Annotated in this window: 15 protein-coding genes; 8 read left to right on the top strand and 7 right to left on the bottom strand. The window is 65.5% G+C overall.

Annotation, left to right across the window (positions count from 1 at the left end; genetic code table 11):
* Positions 1 to 114: 114 nt before the first annotated feature.
* Both RX327_RS08295 and RX327_RS08290 read right to left on the bottom strand, forming a co-directional pair.
* On the bottom strand, positions 115 to 1,767 hold the full coding sequence (locus RX327_RS08295; RefSeq protein ID WP_317250004.1) for an acetolactate synthase large subunit: 1,653 nt from the start codon (positions 1,765 to 1,767) through the stop codon (positions 115 to 117).
* Positions 1,768 to 1,845: 78 nt separating this feature from the next.
* A complete protein-coding gene (locus RX327_RS08290) occupies positions 1,846 to 4,512 on the bottom strand; it encodes a M1 family metallopeptidase (RefSeq protein WP_317250003.1) in 2,667 nt (888 codons plus the stop codon).
* A gap of 251 nt (positions 4,513 to 4,763) precedes the next feature.
* Between RX327_RS08290 and RX327_RS08285 the strand changes: the two genes are divergently transcribed.
* Positions 4,764 to 6,218 carry a GH1 family beta-glucosidase gene (locus RX327_RS08285; RefSeq protein ID WP_317250002.1) on the top strand — a complete coding sequence of 485 codons (1,455 nt, stop codon included), beginning with the start codon at positions 4,764 to 4,766 and terminating at the stop codon, positions 6,216 to 6,218.
* Here the strand turns inward: RX327_RS08285 and RX327_RS08280 are convergent, their stop codons facing one another.
* Complete coding sequence (locus RX327_RS08280) at positions 6,219 to 7,286, bottom strand: maleylacetate reductase (RefSeq protein WP_317250001.1); 1,068 nt, start codon at positions 7,284 to 7,286, stop codon at positions 6,219 to 6,221.
* A gap of 20 nt (positions 7,287 to 7,306) precedes the next feature.
* Complete coding sequence (locus RX327_RS08275) at positions 7,307 to 8,287, bottom strand: helix-turn-helix domain-containing protein (protein WP_317250000.1); 981 nt, start codon at positions 8,285 to 8,287, stop codon at positions 7,307 to 7,309.
* 140 nt (positions 8,288 to 8,427) lie between these two features.
* Between RX327_RS08275 and RX327_RS08270 the strand changes: the two genes are divergently transcribed.
* Positions 8,428 to 9,153, top strand: coding sequence for an alpha/beta hydrolase (locus RX327_RS08270; RefSeq protein ID WP_317249999.1), 726 nt, complete (start codon positions 8,428 to 8,430; stop codon positions 9,151 to 9,153).
* Here the strand turns inward: RX327_RS08270 and RX327_RS08265 are convergent.
* Together RX327_RS08265 and RX327_RS08260 are read right to left on the bottom strand one after the other, a co-directional pair.
* A complete protein-coding gene (locus RX327_RS08265) occupies positions 9,150 to 10,643 on the bottom strand; it encodes an NAD(P)/FAD-dependent oxidoreductase (RefSeq protein WP_317249998.1) in 1,494 nt (497 codons plus the stop codon). The two genes, RX327_RS08270 and RX327_RS08265, sit on opposite strands and share 4 nt — an antisense overlap.
* A 119-nt stretch (positions 10,644 to 10,762) precedes the next feature.
* On the bottom strand, positions 10,763 to 11,212 hold the full coding sequence (locus tag RX327_RS08260; RefSeq protein WP_317249997.1) for a cupin domain-containing protein: 450 nt from the start codon (positions 11,210 to 11,212) through the stop codon (positions 10,763 to 10,765).
* Between the two features lie 263 nt (positions 11,213 to 11,475).
* On the opposite strand from RX327_RS08260, the gene RX327_RS08255 reads away from it, so the two are divergent.
* The 4 genes from RX327_RS08255 (at position 11,476) to RX327_RS08240 (ending at position 14,439) form a co-directional block, all read left to right on the top strand.
* The gene (locus tag RX327_RS08255) at positions 11,476 to 12,504 is read left to right on the top strand and encodes an AraC family transcriptional regulator (protein ID WP_317249996.1); all 1,029 of its coding nucleotides are present in this window, start codon (positions 11,476 to 11,478) and stop codon (positions 12,502 to 12,504) included.
* Between the two features lie 96 nt (positions 12,505 to 12,600).
* Positions 12,601 to 13,467 carry a S1C family serine protease gene (locus RX327_RS08250; protein WP_317249995.1) on the top strand — a complete coding sequence of 289 codons (867 nt, stop codon included), beginning with the start codon at positions 12,601 to 12,603 and terminating at the stop codon, positions 13,465 to 13,467.
* Complete coding sequence (locus RX327_RS08245) at positions 13,464 to 13,838, top strand: helix-turn-helix transcriptional regulator (protein ID WP_317249994.1); 375 nt, start codon at positions 13,464 to 13,466, stop codon at positions 13,836 to 13,838. Before RX327_RS08250 ends, RX327_RS08245 begins: the two co-directional genes overlap by 4 nt.
* Before the next feature lie 388 nt (positions 13,839 to 14,226).
* Positions 14,227 to 14,439, top strand: coding sequence for a hypothetical protein (locus tag RX327_RS08240; RefSeq protein WP_028334916.1), 213 nt, complete (start codon positions 14,227 to 14,229; stop codon positions 14,437 to 14,439).
* A 139-nt stretch (positions 14,440 to 14,578) separates the two neighbouring features.
* Here RX327_RS08240 and RX327_RS08235 read toward each other — a convergent pair whose 3' ends face one another.
* Positions 14,579 to 14,929 (bottom strand): hypothetical protein, encoded by a 351-nt coding sequence (locus RX327_RS08235; protein WP_050386850.1) that lies wholly within the window; start codon positions 14,927 to 14,929, stop codon positions 14,579 to 14,581.
* A gap of 349 nt (positions 14,930 to 15,278) precedes the next feature.
* On the opposite strand from RX327_RS08235, the gene RX327_RS08230 reads away from it, so the two are divergent.
* The gene (locus RX327_RS08230; protein WP_317249993.1) at positions 15,279 to 16,370 is read left to right on the top strand and encodes a mandelate racemase/muconate lactonizing enzyme family protein; all 1,092 of its coding nucleotides are present in this window, start codon (positions 15,279 to 15,281) and stop codon (positions 16,368 to 16,370) included.
* Between the two features lie 219 nt (positions 16,371 to 16,589).
* Positions 16,590 to 18,008, top strand: a complete 1,419-nt coding sequence (locus RX327_RS08225; protein ID WP_317249992.1) for a M20 family metallopeptidase — start codon at positions 16,590 to 16,592, stop codon at positions 18,006 to 18,008.
* Positions 18,009 to 18,382 lie beyond the last annotated feature (374 nt).

Below are 18,382 nucleotides of genomic sequence, written 5' to 3'. Positions count from 1 at the left end.
TGCTTTAACGTCTTGTTTGAGCATGATCTCCGCGCAAACGCATTTTGCGTTCGTCGCGAGGGAAAACCGCTTCGCACTTTGCGCTAACGCGGCCCTTCGGGTCCGGATCATGCTTTACGACACATCGATCTGCTGCACCTTCTCGCGCAGTTCGTCGACCAGCACCCGCTTGTTCTCGGTATAGTCGATCGGCACCACGACAAGATGCACGCCGCCGCCGGAAAACGCCCGTTCCAGGGTCGGAACGATCGCATCCGTGCTCGCGATCCGCGAACCCCTGGCGCCGTAGCTTTCGGCGTATTTGACGAAATCCGGGTTGCCGAAGGTCAAGCCGAAATCCGGGAAGTTGTCGACCGCCTGCTTCCAGCGGATCATGCCGTAGGCGGAATCCTCCAGGATCAGGATCACCAGGTTGAGCTTGAGACGGACCGCGGTCTCCATTTCCTGGCTGTTCATCATGAAGCCGCCGTCGCCGGCGACTGCAAGCACGCGGCGATCCGGATAGAGCATCGCGGCCATCATCGCCGACGGCAGGCCGGCACCCATGGTCGCCAGCGCATTGTCGAGCAGGAGCGTATTGGCGACGCGGGTGCGGTAGTTGCGCGCGAACCAGATCTTGTACATGCCGTTGTCGAGCGCGACGATGCCGTTCTCGGGGATCACCTGGCGGACGTCGTGCACGATCCGCTGCGGCGTCGGCGGCCAGCGCGACTCGGTGGCGCGGTCGGCGATCTTCGCCAGAATGCTCTCGCGCAGGCTGAGCAGCGCGCTGGCATGCGGCAGCTTTCCCTCGACCCGATCAGCCAGCAATTCGAGGCTCGGCCCGACGTCGCCGATCACCTCGCATTGCGGGAAGTAGACCTGCTCGACCGTTGCCGGCATGTAGCTGACATGGATCACCTGCGGCCCCTTCGGGCCCATGATGAACGGCGGCTTCTCGACCGTGTCGTGACCGATCGCGATGATGAGGTCGGCGCGGTCGATCGCCTCATGCACGTAGTCGCGCTCGCTCAGCGCGGCGGTTCCCATATACTGATTGGTACCGCCGGATACCGTGCCCTTGCCCATCTGCGTCGTGATGAACGGGATTTTCGTGCGCCGCACGAAGTCGCCGATCCCGGCAGTCGAACGCGGACGCGATGCCGCAGCACCAAGCATGATCAGCGGGCGCTGCGCCTTCAGGATCATGTCAGCGGCGCGATCGAGCGCGGCCGCGTGCGCGATCGGAATTTCGATCGGGTGCGGCGGTATCATTTCGACCGGCGCAGTCTCCTCGCCCGCGATGTCCTCCGGCAGTTCGAGCAGCACCGGCCCCGGCCGTTCCTGCGTCGCAATTCGGAAGGCGTCGCGGACCAGCGTCGGAATGGTCGCGCCGCTGACGATCTGCAGCGACAGCTTGGTCAGCGGACGAAACGTGTTGACGATGTCGACAATCTGGAACTTGGCCTGCCGGCTGCTCAAAATGCCCTTCTGGCCCGTCAGCATCACCATCGGCATCGCGCCGAGATGCGCATAGGCGGCGCCGGTAGACAGGTTGAGCGCGCCGGGGCCGAGCGTCGACAGACAAACACCGGGCTTGCCGGTCAGCCGCCCATGGGTCGCAGCCATGAAGGCGGCGGCCTGCTCGTGGCGGGTCAGGATCAGCTCGATCGAGGATTTGCGCAAGCTCTCGACGACGTCGAGATTCTCCTCGCCGGGAACGCCGAACACCCGCTCCACGCCCTCATTCTCGAGGGCAGCGACCAGCAAATCGGAACCTTTGACCATCTCAGCCTCGCATCGTTGATTGCATGCCGCGCACGGAGCATATCCGCATCGCGCGCCGCCGGAAACTCCCTCGCGATCTCACGGCTTGTGCACCCTGATCCAGGCGTCAGCGGTGGGCAGCACGCGCGCGGCAAGATCGGCCGAGATTGCGATCGCCTGCACCGATCGCGCCACCATCACCCGTCCGCCGGCGGTCGATTGCGACGGAGCAAACGCAGCCAGTTCCGCCGCGTGCGCCTCATCGGTAAAGTTGGTCATGAAGTTCGGCACGAACTGGTCGCGGAAGTTCGGCCCCTGCCTCGCCAGCAACGTATCGAAATTGGTCCGGACGAAGTTCCAGGCGAGCTGCGGCTGCTCGCCGGCGGACGCAACCGCGTTGATCATCCCCGTCACGATCGTGTCGGGCAATTCGTTGGTCAGCGTCAACGCCAGCGTTGCCCGCGCCAATTCAGCATCGCGGGCACTTGCCGCCGCGAGATAATAACGCAGCCGTTCATTGGTCGCCGTGCTGCTACGTGCCAGCGCCAGCAGCTGGTCGTAGGTCGCCCGATCGGCGGTCACACCGACAACATGCGTGACGGCATCGCGCAATGCGGTCGGAAGCGAATTGGGATCATCGACGAATGCCGCAAAGCGCCGCTTCGCTTCCGCCAGAATAGCCGCATCCCCGAGGTCGCCAAGCGTCGAGATCAGGCTTGCACGCAGCAATGCAGTGTCATCGTCGCCTGAACCAGCACCGTCCCATCCGATCCGATCGAAAACCGGGCGCAGCTTGGCGCGGGCATAGGCCTGGATCACCGGCCGCTCGGTGCGGTCGCGCGCCAGGCGGTTCAGCGCAGCGAATGTCGAGATCACCTGGTCCCACACCGCGCGATGGTCACCGGCATCGAGCGCATCGAGCAGCGCGAGATAGGACGGCGCCTCCGCGCGGCCCGCCTGCACCAGCGCCCAGCTGTCGGTGACGACATTGAGACGGTCGGCGACCTGCATTTGCGGGAATGCGTTCAGCAACGCCGCACGGTTCTTCGGGCCGTACTCGACCCTGAAGTAACCGACGTCGCCGAGGTTGACCTTGATCGCATCGCCGCAGGCGCCGGCCGGAATATTGCCGCTCCCCTTCAACAATATCTCGTCGTACGGCTTGCCATGCGCCGGTCCAACCGCAACCGGGATCTGCCAGTTGTGGCCCGGCAGCGGCGGATTGTTGGCCGGCGCGATCACGAAGCGATCCTGCCGCAAGGTCAGCCGTTGCGCCACGCCATCGCAGGCCGCCTCGGCCACGACCAGCGGCACGCCGTCCTGCTCGGTGAAGGAGGCGGCGATACCGGTGATGGTCTTGCCGCCGCTACTCTCGAGCGCCTGCCAGAGGTCGGCGGTCGTCGCGTTGCTGTAGGCATGCGCGGCCATGTATTTGCGGATGCCGTCGCGGAACGCCGATTCGCCGAGATAGGTCTCGAGCATGCGGATCAGCGCCTGCCCCTTGTTGTAGGTGATGGCGTCGAATGCCGTGACTGCTTCACTGTGATCGGCAATTGGCTGCTGCACGGGATGCGAGGTGCGCCGCGCATCGAGCGCCATGGCAAACTGCTTCGCGCCGTAGCCGTTCAGCCAGCCCTGCCATTGCGGATAGAACTGCTCCGAGGCCTTGGTTGCCATCCAGCTGGCATAGCCCTCGTTGAGCCAGAGATTGTCCCACCACGCCATGGTGACGAGAACGCCGAACCACATATGAGCCATCTCGTGCGCGATGATGGCGAAGATGCCGCGCCGCGCGGTCTGCGCAGAGGTCGCGGGGTCGAACAGCAGCCGGCTCTCGAAGAAGGTGATGCCGCCCCAGTTTTCCATCGCGCCGCCGAACCCGCCGGGAACGGCGATCAGGTCGAGCTTCGGCAGCGGATATTTGACGCCGAAATAGTTGTTGTAATAGCCGAGCAGCTTCACCGCGCTGTCGAGCGCAAACCGGCCCTGCCCGCTCTTGCCCTCCGTCGTCACCACGCCGACCGTGACGCCGCCGGCATCTGCTGTGACGCGCTCGAGCTCGCCAACCGTGAGCACGAACAGATAGCTCGACATCTTCGGCGTCGGTGCGAACGCAACCTTCTTGAGATCGCCGGTGACCGGCTCTTCGCTGGTCACGGGCATGTTGCCGACCGCGAGCAGATTGCGCGGAATGACGACGGTCAGCGCGAAGCTCGCCTTGAACGACGGCTCGTCCCAGCACGGGAAGATCCGCCTGGCATCGGCCGGCTCCAGCTTGCTGGAGATCATCCGCTTGATCCCGGTCCTGGTCGGGTAGTCGACCGAGAACAGGCCGGTGCCGAATTTATTGATCTGCGCTGTGAAGGCGATGCGCAGCTTGTGGCGGCCGGCCGCAAGCGGCCTGGCGAAGGTCAGCGTTGCGGTCTGCGCGGCGGCATCGGTCGCGACCTCCGCGCGCTGCGCTCCGTCATCGATCGTAACCTCTGCGAATGTCGTGTTGACCGCGTTCAGCGTCAGCTGCGCGGTCGCCTCGCGCACCTCGATGTCGACGGTTTCGACGCCTGGCAGAGCGAGGCCCGCGATATCAGGCGTCAGCTCGATCGTGTAATGCAACGGGACGACCGTCTTCGGCAACTTTCCGGGCGTGCGGTCGAACGAAAATGTCTGCTCGGCCTGCGCGCTTGCGGCCATCGCCAAAGCCAAGCCGATCGCAGTGGCAAGACGACGCAGCAGCGCCCTTCGGACATGGGTTGCAGGCTTGTTCATCGCGCGCAGCTCACGGGAATCTCGGGGATATTCGGATGTCATTGCGGAAGGACGTAGCAGGCAATCTAGTAGAGAAAATGTCGCCACAAAACTGACAACTCCGCGACATTGACATCACAATGGTTCGCATTGATTGGTACGCCGGTCGCCACGGCGCTTTGGCCCCGCCGACCCTTGTTGCTCAACGGCCGGATGGAAGGTTAACCTACGGCTCGCATTCCAGCCGCAGCGTTCGGCGACGGGAGACAGCAATGTTCGGAAAGTTCTCGCGCCGGCAGTTTGCGGGCCTTGCAGGCCTCTCGGCGCTCGGTTTGAGCGGCCCTGCCGAGGCTGCAAACCGTGCGCCGCGGCCGGACGGCACGAACTTTCCGTCGGGCTTCGTCTGGGGCACGGCGACCTCGTCCTATCAGGTCGAGGGCGCGGTCAATGAGGACGGGCGAGGGCCGTCGATCTGGGACAAGTTCGTGCGCATTCCCGGCAAGATCGAGGACGGCACCACGGGCGACCGCGCCAATGAGCACTATCACCGCTACAAGGAGGACGTTCGTCTCATCAAGGATCTCGGCGCCAAGGCGTATCGGTTTTCGATCGCCTGGCCGCGGGTATTTCCCGACGGCTCCGGCACGCCGAACCCGAAGGGCCTCGACTTCTACAACCGCCTGGTCGACGAGTTGCTGGCGAACGGCATCGAGCCCTACGCCACGCTCTATCACTGGGACCTGCCACAGGCGCTGCAGGACCGCGTCGGCGGCTGGCGCTCCCGCGACACCTCGAAGGCATTCGGCGACTATGCCGGCTATGTGGCACAGCGACTGACCGACCGCGTGAAGAACGTCTTCACCCTCAACGAGGTCGGGCGTTTCCTCCCCTTCGGCTATGCGCTCGGCGTCGACGCCCCGGGGCTGAAGCTGCCGGCGCGCGAGGTGAACCAGGCGCGCCATCATGTGGCGCTGGCGCACGGGCTCGCGGTACAGGCGATCCGCGCCAAAGGCCGTGCCGGCACGCGGGTCGGGCCGGCCGAGAACATCACCGCCTGCGTGCCCGCCTTCAACACGCCGGAGAACATCCGCGCCACCGAGATCGCGACCCGCGAGCTCAACGCAGGTTTCCTCGGTGTCGTCCTTGAAGGCAAATACACCGAAGGCTTCCTGCAATATGCCGGCGCGGATGCGCCCAAATTCACCGCGGACGAGCTGAAGATCATCTCGCAGCCCAATGATTTCGTCGGGCTGAACATCTACGCGCCGCAATGCTACATCCTTGCCACCGAGCATGCCCCCGGCTGGAAGCCGCTGCCGATGCCGGCTTCCTTTCCGCACATGAGCTCGGAATGGCTGCGGATCGCGCCGGAGACGATCTATTGGGCGCCGCGGATCGCCGCCAAGCTGTGGAACATCAAGAGCATCTATATCAGCGAGAACGGCACGTCCGGCGAGGACAAGGTGCATCCGGACGGGCAGATCTACGATCTCGACCGCATCATGTTCCTGCGCAACTACCTTGCGCAATTGCAGCGCGCGACCGCCGACGGGGTCCCGGTCCGCGGCTATTTCCTCTGGAGCCTGATGGACAATTTCGAGTGGATCTTCGGCTACGAGAAGCGCTTCGGCCTCTACCGGGTGGATTTCGAGACCCAGGCCCGGGTGCCGAAATTGAGCGCGGCATTCTACCGCGACGTGATCGCGCGCAACGCGATCGGGGTCTGATCATCCGGCCTGCGGCCGCGCACCGGACCACGCGCGCTTCAGCAGGTCGCGGATGCCGCTCTCCTCGATCGGCCGCGGATTCCAGTAAGGATTTTTGGTGGCGAGCGCAGCGGCCTTTGCGATGCCGTCTTCGGGCATGCCGATCTCGGCGAGCGAGCGCGGCGCGCCGAGCCTTGCCGACAGATCGAACAAGCCGTCGGCGGCGCTGGCCGCTCCAAGCGCCCTCGCCGCGCGGCTGACTGGATCGCGCGCGGCCGGCGTATTGTAGGCGATGGTGTGCGGCAGCAGCACTGCATGGGTCTCGGCGTGCGGCAGGTCGAACAACGCGCCGAGCGTGTGGCAGAGCTTGTGATGTAGCGCCATGCCGACGGTGCCAAGGCAGACGCCGCACAGCCACGCGCCGTAGAGAGCCTCCGCGCGCGCATCGAGATCGCGCGGCCGCGCGATCACGTCGGGGAGCGATGATGCGAGCTTTGCGATCGCCTCTTCCGCCATCAGCGAGGTGATCGGGTTGCCGTCCCGCGCGTACAGCGCCTCGGCAGCATGCGCGATCGCATTGAGGCCGGAGATCGCGGAGAATTTTGCCGGCATCGAGATCGTCAGGTTGACGTCGTAGATCACGGTCTCGGGCAGTATCCTCGGCGATGATTGCGTGGTCTTGACGCCGTCGACAGTCTCGCCGAGCACCGGCGTCATCTCGGAGCCGGCATAGCTGGTCGGCACGATCAGTTGCGGCAGGTCGGTGCGCAGCGCAATCGCCTTGCTGAGGCCGGTCGCGGCGCCGGCGCCGATCGCAACCACGCCGTCGGGCTTGAGCTCGCCGACGATCTCCATCGCATGTTCGGTCACCGCCACCGGCGTATGCACCACTGCACCGTCGAACAATCCGGCCGCACGGCCGCCGGTCAGATCAGCGAGATCGCCGAGCTCGGCCTGCTGCCGCCGGCTTGCCAGCAACAGCGCGCGGCTGATGCCGAGCCGGTCGAGCTCGTCCGCCAGCTGCGCGACGGTGCCGACCCCGAACACGACCCGCATCGGGCTGACCTGATAGGTGAACGGCTGCGCCATGGCGATTTCCGAAGCGTTGGTCAGCCGCGGCGCCAGTCGCGCGGCCGGCAGCCGAAGCGCTGCTTGAAACGCCGCGTGAAGTGGGAGAGGTCCGAAAAGCCCCAGTCGAACGCGATGGCGCCGATCGCGCGCCCGGCGAGCGCGGGATCCCTCAGATCGCGCGCGGCGCCGTCGAGACGGCGGTCCATCACATGGCTGGCGAATGTGGTGCCGGCGCGCTCGAACAGTTTGTGGACATAGCGCTCGCTGATGCCGACCGCAGCCGCAATGGCGGCAACGCCGAGGCCGGGCTCGCGCAGCCTGCGGTCCACGGCACGGCGCAGCACAAGCCACGTCGCATCGGCAAGGCTTGCGCTCTCCGCGACGCCTGCGCGACCACTGCGCGACAGGCTGAGCGCGACCAGATCGAGCAGCACGCCGAACAGCCGCGCGTTGTCCGCATCCGAGGCACGGAGCGCGGATGTGTTCAGAACCTGCGCCGTCTCGGTGATGAGATGGCCGACGAAGGGATCATCCGAGACCCGCGCCGGCGCGACCTCGGGCGCCGACGGCAGCCGTTCATCCAGCGCCTCGGCCGGCACCCAGAACGAGGCGACCTGCAGCGCCGGGCCGCGGTCGTGCAGCAGCGCGAAGCGCTGGCCGCTGTCGAAGATTCCGACCTGCCCCGGCGACAGGCTGATCTCGCGTCCCGCCTGCTGGATCCGGCAGCGGCCGGCGAGCTTCAGATTGAGGTAGTAGCAGCGCCGGCTGGACGCGGCGATGTCGGCAGCCGAGCGCCGCACGACATGCTCCGGGAAGCTGACCCGGTTGACCGCGCCATCACCGAGCCCAACGGTCTCGACGCGGGCGAGGAAGCCGGGCGTGGCCGCCGGCTCCGGCGTCAGATTCATGAAGGCCTGGCAGATCGCCTCGCGATAATAGGCGAATTGCTCGCCGGGCCTCGTGTCCGCGGTATTCCAACTCAGCCTGCGCGAGCGATCCGCGGCGGCGATTTGCTGCATCAGTTCACTCCGAGCCCAGTCCGGTTCGCTCACAGCCAAGCGCGTTCCGCGGGTCCAGGTCAATATCCATCAGGAAGCGGATGAATCTTGCGCGTATCCCGGGCCGTCCGGACGCGGCAATCCAGACAGGGAGGTACAACATGTCGACCTATGTTCTCGTCCATGGCGCCTGGCATACCGGCGCCGAGTTTGAGCCGGTTGCGGCTGCCATCCGCAAGGCCGGCCATGTCGTCCACACCCCGACCATCAGGGGCAACCGCCCCGGCGACCGGAAGGACTCCGGGCTCGCCGAGGCGATCCAGTCGATCGTGGATTATCTAGCCGAACATAATCTGAACGACATCGTGCTGGTCGGCCACAGCTATGGCGGCATGGTCATCACCGGCGTTGCCGACGCCGCCGCGAACCGAATCCGCCGCCTGGTCTACTGGAATGCCTTCGTGCCCAACGACGGCGAATGCCTCAACGACATGGTGCCGCCGCATTATATCGGACTGTTCGACGCGATCGCAGCCGAGCGAGGCGACGGCTCGGTCGTGTTGCCATTCCCGGTCTGGCGCGAAGCCTTCATCAACGATGCCGATATCGCGCTGGCGCAACGCGCCTATGACAAGCTCAACCCGCATCCCCTGAAGACCTTCCAGGACAAGATCGCGCTGCGCACCAATCCTGCCGAGATGCCGATCGCAAAGTCCTACGTGAACTGCACGGAGGACACCGCGATGCCGCACAGTCTGCCCTGGCACCCGCGATTGTCGGAGAAGCTTGGGCTGTTCCGCCTGGTCCAGGTGCCCGGCAGCCACGAGCTCTGCTTCTCCAATCCCGAGCGGCTGGCACAAGCCTTCCTCGACGCCGGCCGCGATTAGGCCACCGCTCTGTACGCGGGCGCGGTCGCGAGGAAGCGGGCATAAGCGTCCGCATCCGGCGGGGTGAACTTTTCGACGAGCGGGTTGCGGCGCGACGCCTTGGTGCCGATGTCGGCCATCAGCTCGTCGAAATGACGGTAGTGATAGGGCGCGACGCACAGGCCGCCATAGACGCCCGCGGCCGGCCGCTCGACGCGCTTGAAGTGCAGCATCATCTCGATGTTGTCGCGCATTGCTTGCGCCGTCGGCTGGTTGGCGAGCTGGCCGTCGGCATAACGCACCAGCCAGTTGGCGGCGAGGTCGGCGCAGAGCACGGTGCAGAAGGACGAGTTGAAGCCGACGAAACCGAGCTCAGGCAGATCGGGATTGGCGATCAGGCGATAGAGCCGGTACTGTCCGTCGGCATCGACCAGCTTCTGCCTGTAAGCTTCGGGAAGGAACGGCACGCCGAGCTTGTAGCCGATCGCGAGCACCGCGACGTCGGCACCGACGCGCTCGCCGCCGCTCATCACGATGCTGTCTCCTTCATAATGGTCGAACGTGCCGAACACCGCCTTGATGCGGCCGTCGGCGACCATCGGATAGAAGCCCGGCGTCGCGATCGGCACCGAGCAGTTGACGCCGTCCTCGATCCGCTCCTTCGGCACCATTTTGCATTGCTTGAGCTTGAGCTGCGCCTTCAACAGGCTCTCCAGCCCGCGCCAGTTCGCCCACACGAACGGCTTTGCCACGACATGCGCGAGCCGCGCCATCGGGCCGATGCCCCAGCCCGGAAACATCTCCTCCTGCGCGCGGATGTAGAGGATGCGCTTGAAGTTCACGAGGCCGCCGATGAAATAGGGAATGCGCCAGACCGGCTCGCGCATCACGATCGTCACCTCGCGCGCGCCCGATTTCACCGCGTTCACGGCGATGTCGGTCGCCGACTTCGAGCCGCCGAGCACCACCACCTTGCGGCCCTTGGCAAGCGTTGGATCGCCGTATTGCGATGAATGCAGGATCTGCCCGCCCTGCGCCTTGAAGCCGTCCTCGCCGGCCAGCGGCAAGGTCTGTGGCTCGTTGAACTGGCCGGTGCAGACCGCGACGAAATCGAAATCCTCGTGGCCGGTGGCGCCGTCGGTCGAGCGCAGCGGCAGCGTCCAGCCCGGCCTGCCGTCGGCGCGGCGCTTCATGCCTTCGACCTTGGTGTCGAACCGCATCGCGCCGTCGAGCCCGTGGCTGCGAGCATAGTCGCGCAGATAGGCATGGACCTGCGGTCCGGTCGGCCATTCCGGATAGGCGTCCGGCATGGCGCGATCGGTGTAGCGGTAGAGCTCCTTCGGGCTCTGGGTCTGCACGTCCGGGTAGGAGCGCGCGGCGTCCCAGACGCCGCCAAGATCGCCGCTGCGCTCGATAATGGTCACCTTGTGGCCGCGACCGGCAAAGGCCTTGCCGGCGGCAAGCCCGGAAATGCCGGCGCCGATGACGCACACATGCTTCTGCTTGACCATGAAACCGCTCCGAATTGAATGAACAGGTCCAATTTCGTTAAGCGCACGCGTCCCCGTCATCGCCGGAGCCCAGCTCCAGCGATTGCCGCCTCGTGTGCGTATTGTCTTGTGTCGCTGGCCTAGTCGTTGGCTTCCGGCGGCAGGAAGTCCACCTCGTGCTCGGCGGAGATGCGCACGACCTCGGCAGGGTCGGTCAGATTGTGCAGCTGCTCGAACAGCGCCTCCAGCTTCTGCATCGGCGAGACCCAGAACAGCGCGCGGCACGGCTTGTCGGACTTGTTGAAATAGCCGTGGGGGATGCCGCGCGGCATGCGGACGAGGTCGCCGGCATGGGCCTTGACCCATTGACCGTCCAGCTTGAGGTCGAGCGTGCCTTCCTGCACCAGGATGAACTCGTCCTGGGTCGGATGGATGTGCACCGGCACGAACTGGCCGGGATCGCTGTTGGTTTCGAACGCGAAGGTGGAGTCCGTGACGGCCTTCGGGAAATAGACCTGGCCCAGGATGTTCCAGCTCTTCCCGCCATAGCCCGTGCCGTTTCGGGTAATGCCTTTTTCGAGCGTGCCCATGTCAGCCTCTCCAGTTTTGATGCGCAGTGCCGACACGGAGCCTGTCGCCGGCCGGTGAGGCTGTCTAGCCGATAAACGAATCCGCACCCGGCACCTTCATGCTGCAATGCGGGAGCATTGCGCTGGCCGGCTGCTGCCCAATGCCGCCGCATCGTCCTGACCGCCGATCGGGCAGATTGCACGACGAAACGGCGTTCCCCTTTGCCGCGGGATGCTCTAGGCTGCCTGATGTTTTAGACCTCAAACAACTCCGGACGGCCGGCGTGACTGCTGTTGGCAACGAGGTTTCGGCAAGCGCGAATTCGGCAAGCGCAAGGCTCAAGGATTTCGCACGCGTCGCGACGGCGCGCGTCGATGACGCGGCGGAAGCGATCGGCCGCATCTTCTGTCCGCACGATCTGACGCCGGTCGATCACTCCGCGAGCGATTTCTCCGCGCATCACAATTGCGCCGACTTCGACGGCTTCTCCGTCAGCTATGTCGCCTATGGCGGGTCGGTCGCGATCAATCCCGGCTGCCTCGACCGCTTCTTCCTGTTGCAGATGCCGCTGTCCGGCTCGGCCGCGGTGCGGACCGCCGCGCGCGAGCTCACCACCGGACCACGGCACACCGCCTCGCTGCTGTCGCCGACCATTCCGACCGAAATGACCTGGCGCGGCGACTGCGCCCAGCTGATTTTGCTGCTCGACCGCAAGCTGGTCGAGCATCGCGCCGCGGCGCTTGGCGGCGTGGCGGTGAGGCCGGTCGAGTTCGATCCGGCCGTCGCGTTGGGCGGGCCGCTCGGGCAGACGCTCTCGGCCAGAATCGAGCAGCTTGTCACGGCCGCCGAGCAGCTCGGACCGCGCAAGACTTTGTCGGCGGTCGCAGCGGCCGATTGGCGCGAGCCGTTTCTCAACGTCCTGCTCAACGGGCAGCGGCACAGCCTGAGTTCGGCGATCGATATCTTCAACGGCCGCTCCGAGGCCCAGCCGGCCGCCTTGAAACGCGTGCGCGCCTATCTGGAAAGCCGCGCGACCGAGCCGCTGGACCTCGCCGAGCTTGCGGCGATCGCGGGCACCGGCATCCGCGCGCTGCAACTCGGTTTCCGCCGTCACTTCGGCACCACCGTGTCCGAGATGCTGCTCGACATCCGCCTCGCCCATCTCAACGCCCGCCTCAAGACGGCGCGGCCGCGCGAGCGTATCGTCGATATTGCATTCGACCTCGGCTTTACCCATCTGAGCCGGATGGCGAGCGCCTACCGCGCCAAGTTCGGCGAGAGCCCGAAGGCGACCCTGCAGCGGCTGAGCTGAGCGGCGGTTCCGGCGGCCCGGCCACGCCCTGCCCATCCGGCCAGTATCGCCGTCAGCCGCGACATCCCAGATTGAGGGAAGCCAACGGAGTTTCCCATGACCGAACCGAATATCCTGTCCTCGCTGTCATCAGCCCTTGCGGAGACCATTGCGCGCGCTGCGCCCGCCATCGTCTCCGTGCATTCGCATCGCGCGCGCGCCTCCGGCTTTGTCTGGAAGGCGAGCTTGATCGTCACCGCCGACGAAGCGCTGGCCGACGAGGGCGAGATCGAAATCCAGTTCGCCGACGGCAGCCGCAGGCCGGCGACCGTCGTCGGACGCGACCACACCACCGACGTCGCGCTGCTGCGCGTCGAAGGCGATGTCGCCCCCGTCAAGCTCTCGACCGGGAGCCCCGCGCTGGGATCGCTCGCGGTGATCGTCGCCGCCGACCGCGGCGCGCCGACCGCGCGGCTCGGCATGGTCGCCCTGTCGGGCCCGGCCTGGCGCTCCCTGCGCGGCGGCGACATCGATGCCCGGATCGAGCTCGACGTCCGTCTGCGCGGCAGCCAGCAGGGCGGCCTCGCGCTCGATGCATCGGGCGAAGCTTTCGGCATGGCCGTGCTCGGACCGCGGCGCGTCCTGGTGATCCCGACGGCGACGATCGAGCGCGTCGCGGGCCAGCTCGAGAAGCGCGGCCGCATCGCGCGGGGATATCTCGGCCTCGGGCTCCAGCCGGTGCGGCTCGACGACGGCATCGGCGCCATGGTGATGAATGTCGACAAGGCCGGCCCCTCGGCCGCAGCCGGCATCCGTCAGGGCGACGTGATCGTCGCGGTCAACGACCAGAGCCTGTCCGGCGTGCGGGCGCTGTCGCGCGGCCTCGGACCGCAGAGCGTCGGCACGGTGGTCGAGCTTACCGTGCATCGCGGCGGCGAGCCGCTGAACTTCAAGGTGACAGTCGGCGAGAGGCCCGAGACGTGAGCGGTGAGCCGGCCAACGACATCGTCATCGCGCTCGAGGTCGACGACGCCGTCCTCGCCGACCGGCTGGCGACCCTGCTCGGCGGCGTCGCCGGCCTGCGGCTCGCCGCGCCGGGCGAACAGGTCACGGCGGCGGTCGTCGCGCGCAACCGCGAGGCAGCGGGCGCCGGCGACTTCGCGCTGACGCAGCGCGAGCTCGACGTGCTGGCGCTGATGGCGGAAGGTGCCTCGAACAAGGTGATCGCGCGTCAGCTCGGCATCTCCGTGCACACCGTGAAATTCCATGTCGGCTCGCTGCTGGACAAGCTGGATGCCACCGGCCGCACCGATGCCGTCGCCCACGCCGCGCGGCGCGGGGTGATCAATTTGTGAGCGGTGGGATGACTGTTGTAGTGACGCTGAGCCGAGATCTCTCCACCCGTCGTCCCTGCGAAAGCAGGGACCCATACGCCGCGGCGGATGTTGCAGGCGAGACTCATCATTGTAGTCCTGGCGAAAGCCAGGACCCATAACCACAGCATTTGACGGTGAACCCCAGCGTCGCGCAACAATGCGCACTTGGGGTAATGGGGTCCTGGCCTTCGACAGGACGACGGCGAATCTTCGTGCGCACTCGTCAGTTGCACGCAGCCACTGAACAGCGACCGCAAATCAGCGATTTGGAAAATTCCGCCCTGCGGACACCCGACTCAGTATTCGACCGGATACAGACGCCTTCACGATCTGGCTATGCAATCTTCAGCCAACAAGAAGAAACGGCATGAAGAAGCTGATCGGTCGTCATCGGGACATTCAATACACACTCACCAACATCGAACCCGACCTCTGGGCTTGGTCGTTCGACATCAACGGCAAGACCAGGCAAGGCAGCACGCGCGCGCGGCTCGACCTGCTGGCGCGGCGGCGCGTCTGCACGCTGATCGATCGCGAATTGAAACGCGCGGAACGTACCAGGCCCAACCAGCCTGACTAATCGCTCTCCCCGGTGAAAGTCCATTGGACGGGCCGCGCCTATCAGAAATGAAAACTCCCGCAGCGCCGGCTGCGGGAGTTGTTGGCATCGGTGACCGCGGGGAGGTCCAACCACCGCTACCGACATTCGCTGACCGTGGTCAGGCTGTTTTGGCGAACATCGTCAGCACGCCATCGGCAATGTTGATAGCGACGACCTGCGACGAAGTCAGGCCCTTGGCCTTGAGCGCGGAGACCGCCTGCGGTGTCGCGTCAATCGACTTCCGAAGCGACTGGATGTCGTCATCCTTGGTCTTTGCCATCGCATCCTCGATCTTCGATCGCATCTCGGGCTTGAGGTCCTTGATGTCGACGACCTGTATGCTCCGAATGACAGTGGATTGATCAGATGACTGCGGCGGCGCCTTGGGTTGCGCGCCTTGCGCTTGCACCAGGGCGGGCGTTCCGAGGGCGAGCGCGGCAACAGTGACGAATGCTGTGAGATTGCGCATGGTCAATTCCTTTTCGAGGTCAGCAAGCGATAAAACCTACGCGCGAAGTTTGGCTGGCGTCTGATTTTTCCGTGGCCATTCATTGGAGCCAATGCGACCGCAATGCGGGCGTCGCGGCCCGCTCAGCCGCAGCGCCGACGTCCAGCGCGTGGCATCGCTCGTCGCCACGACACCCGCACGGTCCCAGTCCGTTATGACCGCCGATCTACATAGCGGTCATATGCCTTGCATCTCCGAAGGCACGCCGATCGCTCAAGGCAGACATTCGCAGGCGCAAGGTTGCAGGCAGCCGGCGCTTTTGAGATCGTGTGTCACGCGTTGCATTCGTCCCATGACAAGGAGTTCCGGCGTGGCCATCCTCAAGGACCTCAGCATCGGATTCTACAAGATCCCGCTCCCGGTGGTGCTGAGCGACAGCACGCATGGCGAGATCAAGGCGTTCGAGCTCGTCACGATCCGCGCCCGCGATGCCGACGGCGCGGAAGGCACCGGCTACACCTACACGGTCGGCCGCAATGGCGGCGCCATCGCCGATATCCTGGGCCGCGAAATCACCGAGATCGCGCGCGAGATGGAGGCCGACGACACCGAGCAGCTTTGGCACAAGGTGTGGTGGGCGCTGCATTATGGCGGCCGCGGCGGGCCGACGGTGCTGGCGCTCTCCGCGCTCGACATCGCGCTGTGGGATCTGAAGGCGCGGCGGGCATCGATGCCGCTGTGGCGGCTGCTCGGCGGCTTCGACCGCCGCGTGCCCTGCTATGCCGGCGGCATCGATCTTGATCTGCCACTGGATGGTTTGCTGACGCAGACCGACGGCAATCTCGCCAAGGGCTTTCGCGCCATCAAGATGAAGGTCGGCCGGCCGAGCCTTGCGTCCGACGTGGCGCGCGTGAAGGCGATGCGCGGCCATCTCGGCGACGGTTTTCCGCTGATGGTGGACGCCAACATGAAATGGACGGTCGAGGAAGCGATCCGGGCCGCCCGCGCCTTCGTTCCCTATGACCTCACCTGGCTCGAGGAGCCGATCATTCCCGACGACGTCGCGGGCCACGTGCGCATCATGCAGGCCGGCGGCGTGCCGATCGCGGCGGGCGAGAATCTGCACTCGCTGTGGGAGTTCAAGAACTACATCGCCTCGGGCGCGGTGTCCTATCCCGAGCCCGACGTCACCAATTGCGGCGGCGTCAGCGCCTTCATGAAGATCGCGCGGCTCGCGGAAGCGTTCAACCTGCCCGTCACCAGCCACGGCGCGCACGACATCACCGTGCATCTGCTCGCGGCCTGTCCGAACCGCTCCTATCTGGAGGCGCACGGGTTCGGGCTCGACAAATATATCGAGCATCCGCTGGTGCTGGAGCAGGGCATGGCGATCGCGCCGGACCGGCCGGGGCACGGCATCGCCTTCGACTGGACAGGGCTGGAGCGGCTCGGCGCCGCCTGACGCAGAAACATTTCTGCACACCAAGACGTGACATTCGGAAAAGCAGGTCTGCCGGCGCGCGCTAGGCGGCGTCGCGACAAGCTGCTAGCGTTTCGCGCTTCAGATTGCCGAAAGCGCGATGAGATCATCGCGCTTTGGCTCATTGTCTGAGCACGATCTTTTCGGAAAACCGCTTCACACTTTTCCGGATCATGCTCTAGCGTTAAGGGATCGGAGCAAATGGACAACCGTAGTGATGTTTGGCGCGGCGTCGACGCGATCAAGACACGTTTCATCGACCTCAGCGACAGGGTCTGGGGCATGCCTGAGGTCTGCTACACCGAGGCGCGGTCCGCCGCCGAGCATCTCGCCGAGCTGCGCCATCAGGGATTCCGGATCACCGAGAACGTCGCCGGCATCCCGACCGCGGTGATGGGCGAGTGGGGCGAGGGTGGTCCGGTCATCGCCTTCATGGGTGAATACGACGCGCTGCCGGGCCTCAGCCAGGAGGCGGGTGTCGCCGAGCATCGTCCGATCGAGACCGGCGGCCATGGCCATGGTTGCGGTCACAATCTGCTCGGTTCCGCCGCGCTGCTCGCCGCGACCGCGGTGAAGGACTGGCTGGCCGAGAACAAGGTGCCGGGCCGCGTGCGCTATTACGGCTGCCCTGCGGAAGAAGGCGGCGCGGCAAAGGCCTTCATGGTGCGCTCCGGCGCGTTCGAAGACGCCGACATCGCCATCACCTGGCATCCGCACAGCTTTTGGGAAGTCGCGGTGACGCCGTCGCTCGCCAACACGCGCGCGGATTTCATCTTCACCGGCCGTACCTCGCATGCGGCCGCCTCGCCGCATCTCGGCCGCTCGGCGCTCGATGCGGTGGAATTGATGAATGTTGGCGTGAACTACATGCGCGAGCACATGCCGAGCGATGCCCGCGTGCACTACGCTTTGCTCGACACCGGCGGCATCGCGCCGAACGTGGTGCAGGCGCATGCGCGCGTGCGCTATTCGATTCGCGCCCGTGACCTTCCCGGCATGAACGAGCTGGTCGAGCGCGTCTCCAAGATCGCGCAGGGCGCCGCGTTGATGACCGAGACCAAAGTCGAGATGAAGATTATCTCCGCGGTCTCCAACATCCTGCCGAACGCGCCGCTGGAGCAGGCGCTGCACCAGCTGATGGAAGAACTCGGACCGCCGCATTTCGACGACGCGGACAAGAGCTTTGCCAGCCAGATCCGTGCGACGCTGAGCGACAAGGACATCTCGTCGGTCTATTATGCGATCGGCATGGAGCCGACCGACCGGCCGCTGGCCGACTTCCTGGTGCCGCTCGATGCCAAGCGCAACCCGCTGGTCGGTTCGACCGATGTCGGCGACGTGAGCTGGGTGGTGCCGACCGTGCAGGTGCATGCACCCACGGTTGCGATCGGCACGCCCTTCCACACCTGGCAGGTGGTCGCGCAGGGCAAGAGCCCACATGCCCACAAGGCCATGGTGCAGGCGGCCAAGGCGATGGCCGGTCTCGGGATCAAGGCGCTGATGGAGCCGGAGCTGATCGCGGCCGCCAAGGCCGACCTCAAGAAGCGGACCACAAGAACGCCGTATGTCAGTCCGCTGCCGGCGAATGTTGCACCGCCGTTGAACATGTCGATCGCCTGAGAGCCACATTGAGCGGGCCGGGCCTGCTCTCCGGGATCAAGCAATCGCTTACCCGCATCGTCATGGCCGGGCTTGTCCCGGCCATCCACGTCTTTCTCACGCGGAAACGGAGACGTGGATGCCCGGCACAAGGCCGGGCATGACGAGTTTGTGGACGGATCGAGCGCATATGCGATAGCTCGGCCTTCAGACGCGAACTCCGGCCTGCGTGGCAAAAAAGCATCTCGGAACAAAGGATAACGAACAAATTTTCCGCACTGCGAGGCGCGCTAGGGAGCGCTTTTGGCGCCGATCTGCTGAACCGATGTGCGGCAAGGGGAGGTTCTGCACAAGCGATAGCCAAAAGACCTAGGCGCTGAACGGCGGGAGCCGTT

The organism is Bradyrhizobium sp. BEA-2-5 (genome assembly GCF_032918025.1).
GTDB classification, from domain to species: domain Bacteria; phylum Pseudomonadota; class Alphaproteobacteria; order Rhizobiales; family Xanthobacteraceae; genus Bradyrhizobium; species Bradyrhizobium pachyrhizi.
Note: the sequence above shows the minus strand (reverse complement) of the source record. Positions and strands in the feature narration are given on the sequence as shown.

What these genes read in the sequence shown, in the direction of transcription:
- RX327_RS08295 (WP_317250004.1), bottom strand. Translation starts at nt 1,767, where the DNA reads ATGGTCAAAGGTTCCGATTTGCTGGTCGCTGCCCTCGAGAATGAGGGC.
- RX327_RS08290 (WP_317250003.1), bottom strand. Translation starts at nt 4,512, where the DNA reads ATGAACAAGCCTGCAACCCATGTCCGAAGGGCGCTGCTGCGTCGTCTT.
- RX327_RS08285 (WP_317250002.1), top strand. Translation starts at nt 4,764, where the DNA reads ATGTTCGGAAAGTTCTCGCGCCGGCAGTTTGCGGGCCTTGCAGGCCTC.
- RX327_RS08280 (WP_317250001.1), bottom strand. Translation starts at nt 7,286, where the DNA reads ATGGCGCAGCCGTTCACCTATCAGGTCAGCCCGATGCGGGTCGTGTTC.
- RX327_RS08275 (WP_317250000.1), bottom strand. Translation starts at nt 8,287, where the DNA reads ATGCAGCAAATCGCCGCCGCGGATCGCTCGCGCAGGCTGAGTTGGAAT.
- RX327_RS08270 (WP_317249999.1), top strand. Translation starts at nt 8,428, where the DNA reads ATGTCGACCTATGTTCTCGTCCATGGCGCCTGGCATACCGGCGCCGAG.
- RX327_RS08265 (WP_317249998.1), bottom strand. Translation starts at nt 10,643, where the DNA reads ATGGTCAAGCAGAAGCATGTGTGCGTCATCGGCGCCGGCATTTCCGGG.
- RX327_RS08260 (WP_317249997.1), bottom strand. Translation starts at nt 11,212, where the DNA reads ATGGGCACGCTCGAAAAAGGCATTACCCGAAACGGCACGGGCTATGGC.
- RX327_RS08250 (WP_317249995.1), top strand. Translation starts at nt 12,601, where the DNA reads ATGACCGAACCGAATATCCTGTCCTCGCTGTCATCAGCCCTTGCGGAG.
- RX327_RS08240 (WP_028334916.1), top strand. Translation starts at nt 14,227, where the DNA reads ATGAAGAAGCTGATCGGTCGTCATCGGGACATTCAATACACACTCACC.
- RX327_RS08235 (WP_050386850.1), bottom strand. Translation starts at nt 14,929, where the DNA reads ATGCGCAATCTCACAGCATTCGTCACTGTTGCCGCGCTCGCCCTCGGA.
- RX327_RS08225 (WP_317249992.1), top strand. Translation starts at nt 16,590, where the DNA reads ATGGACAACCGTAGTGATGTTTGGCGCGGCGTCGACGCGATCAAGACA.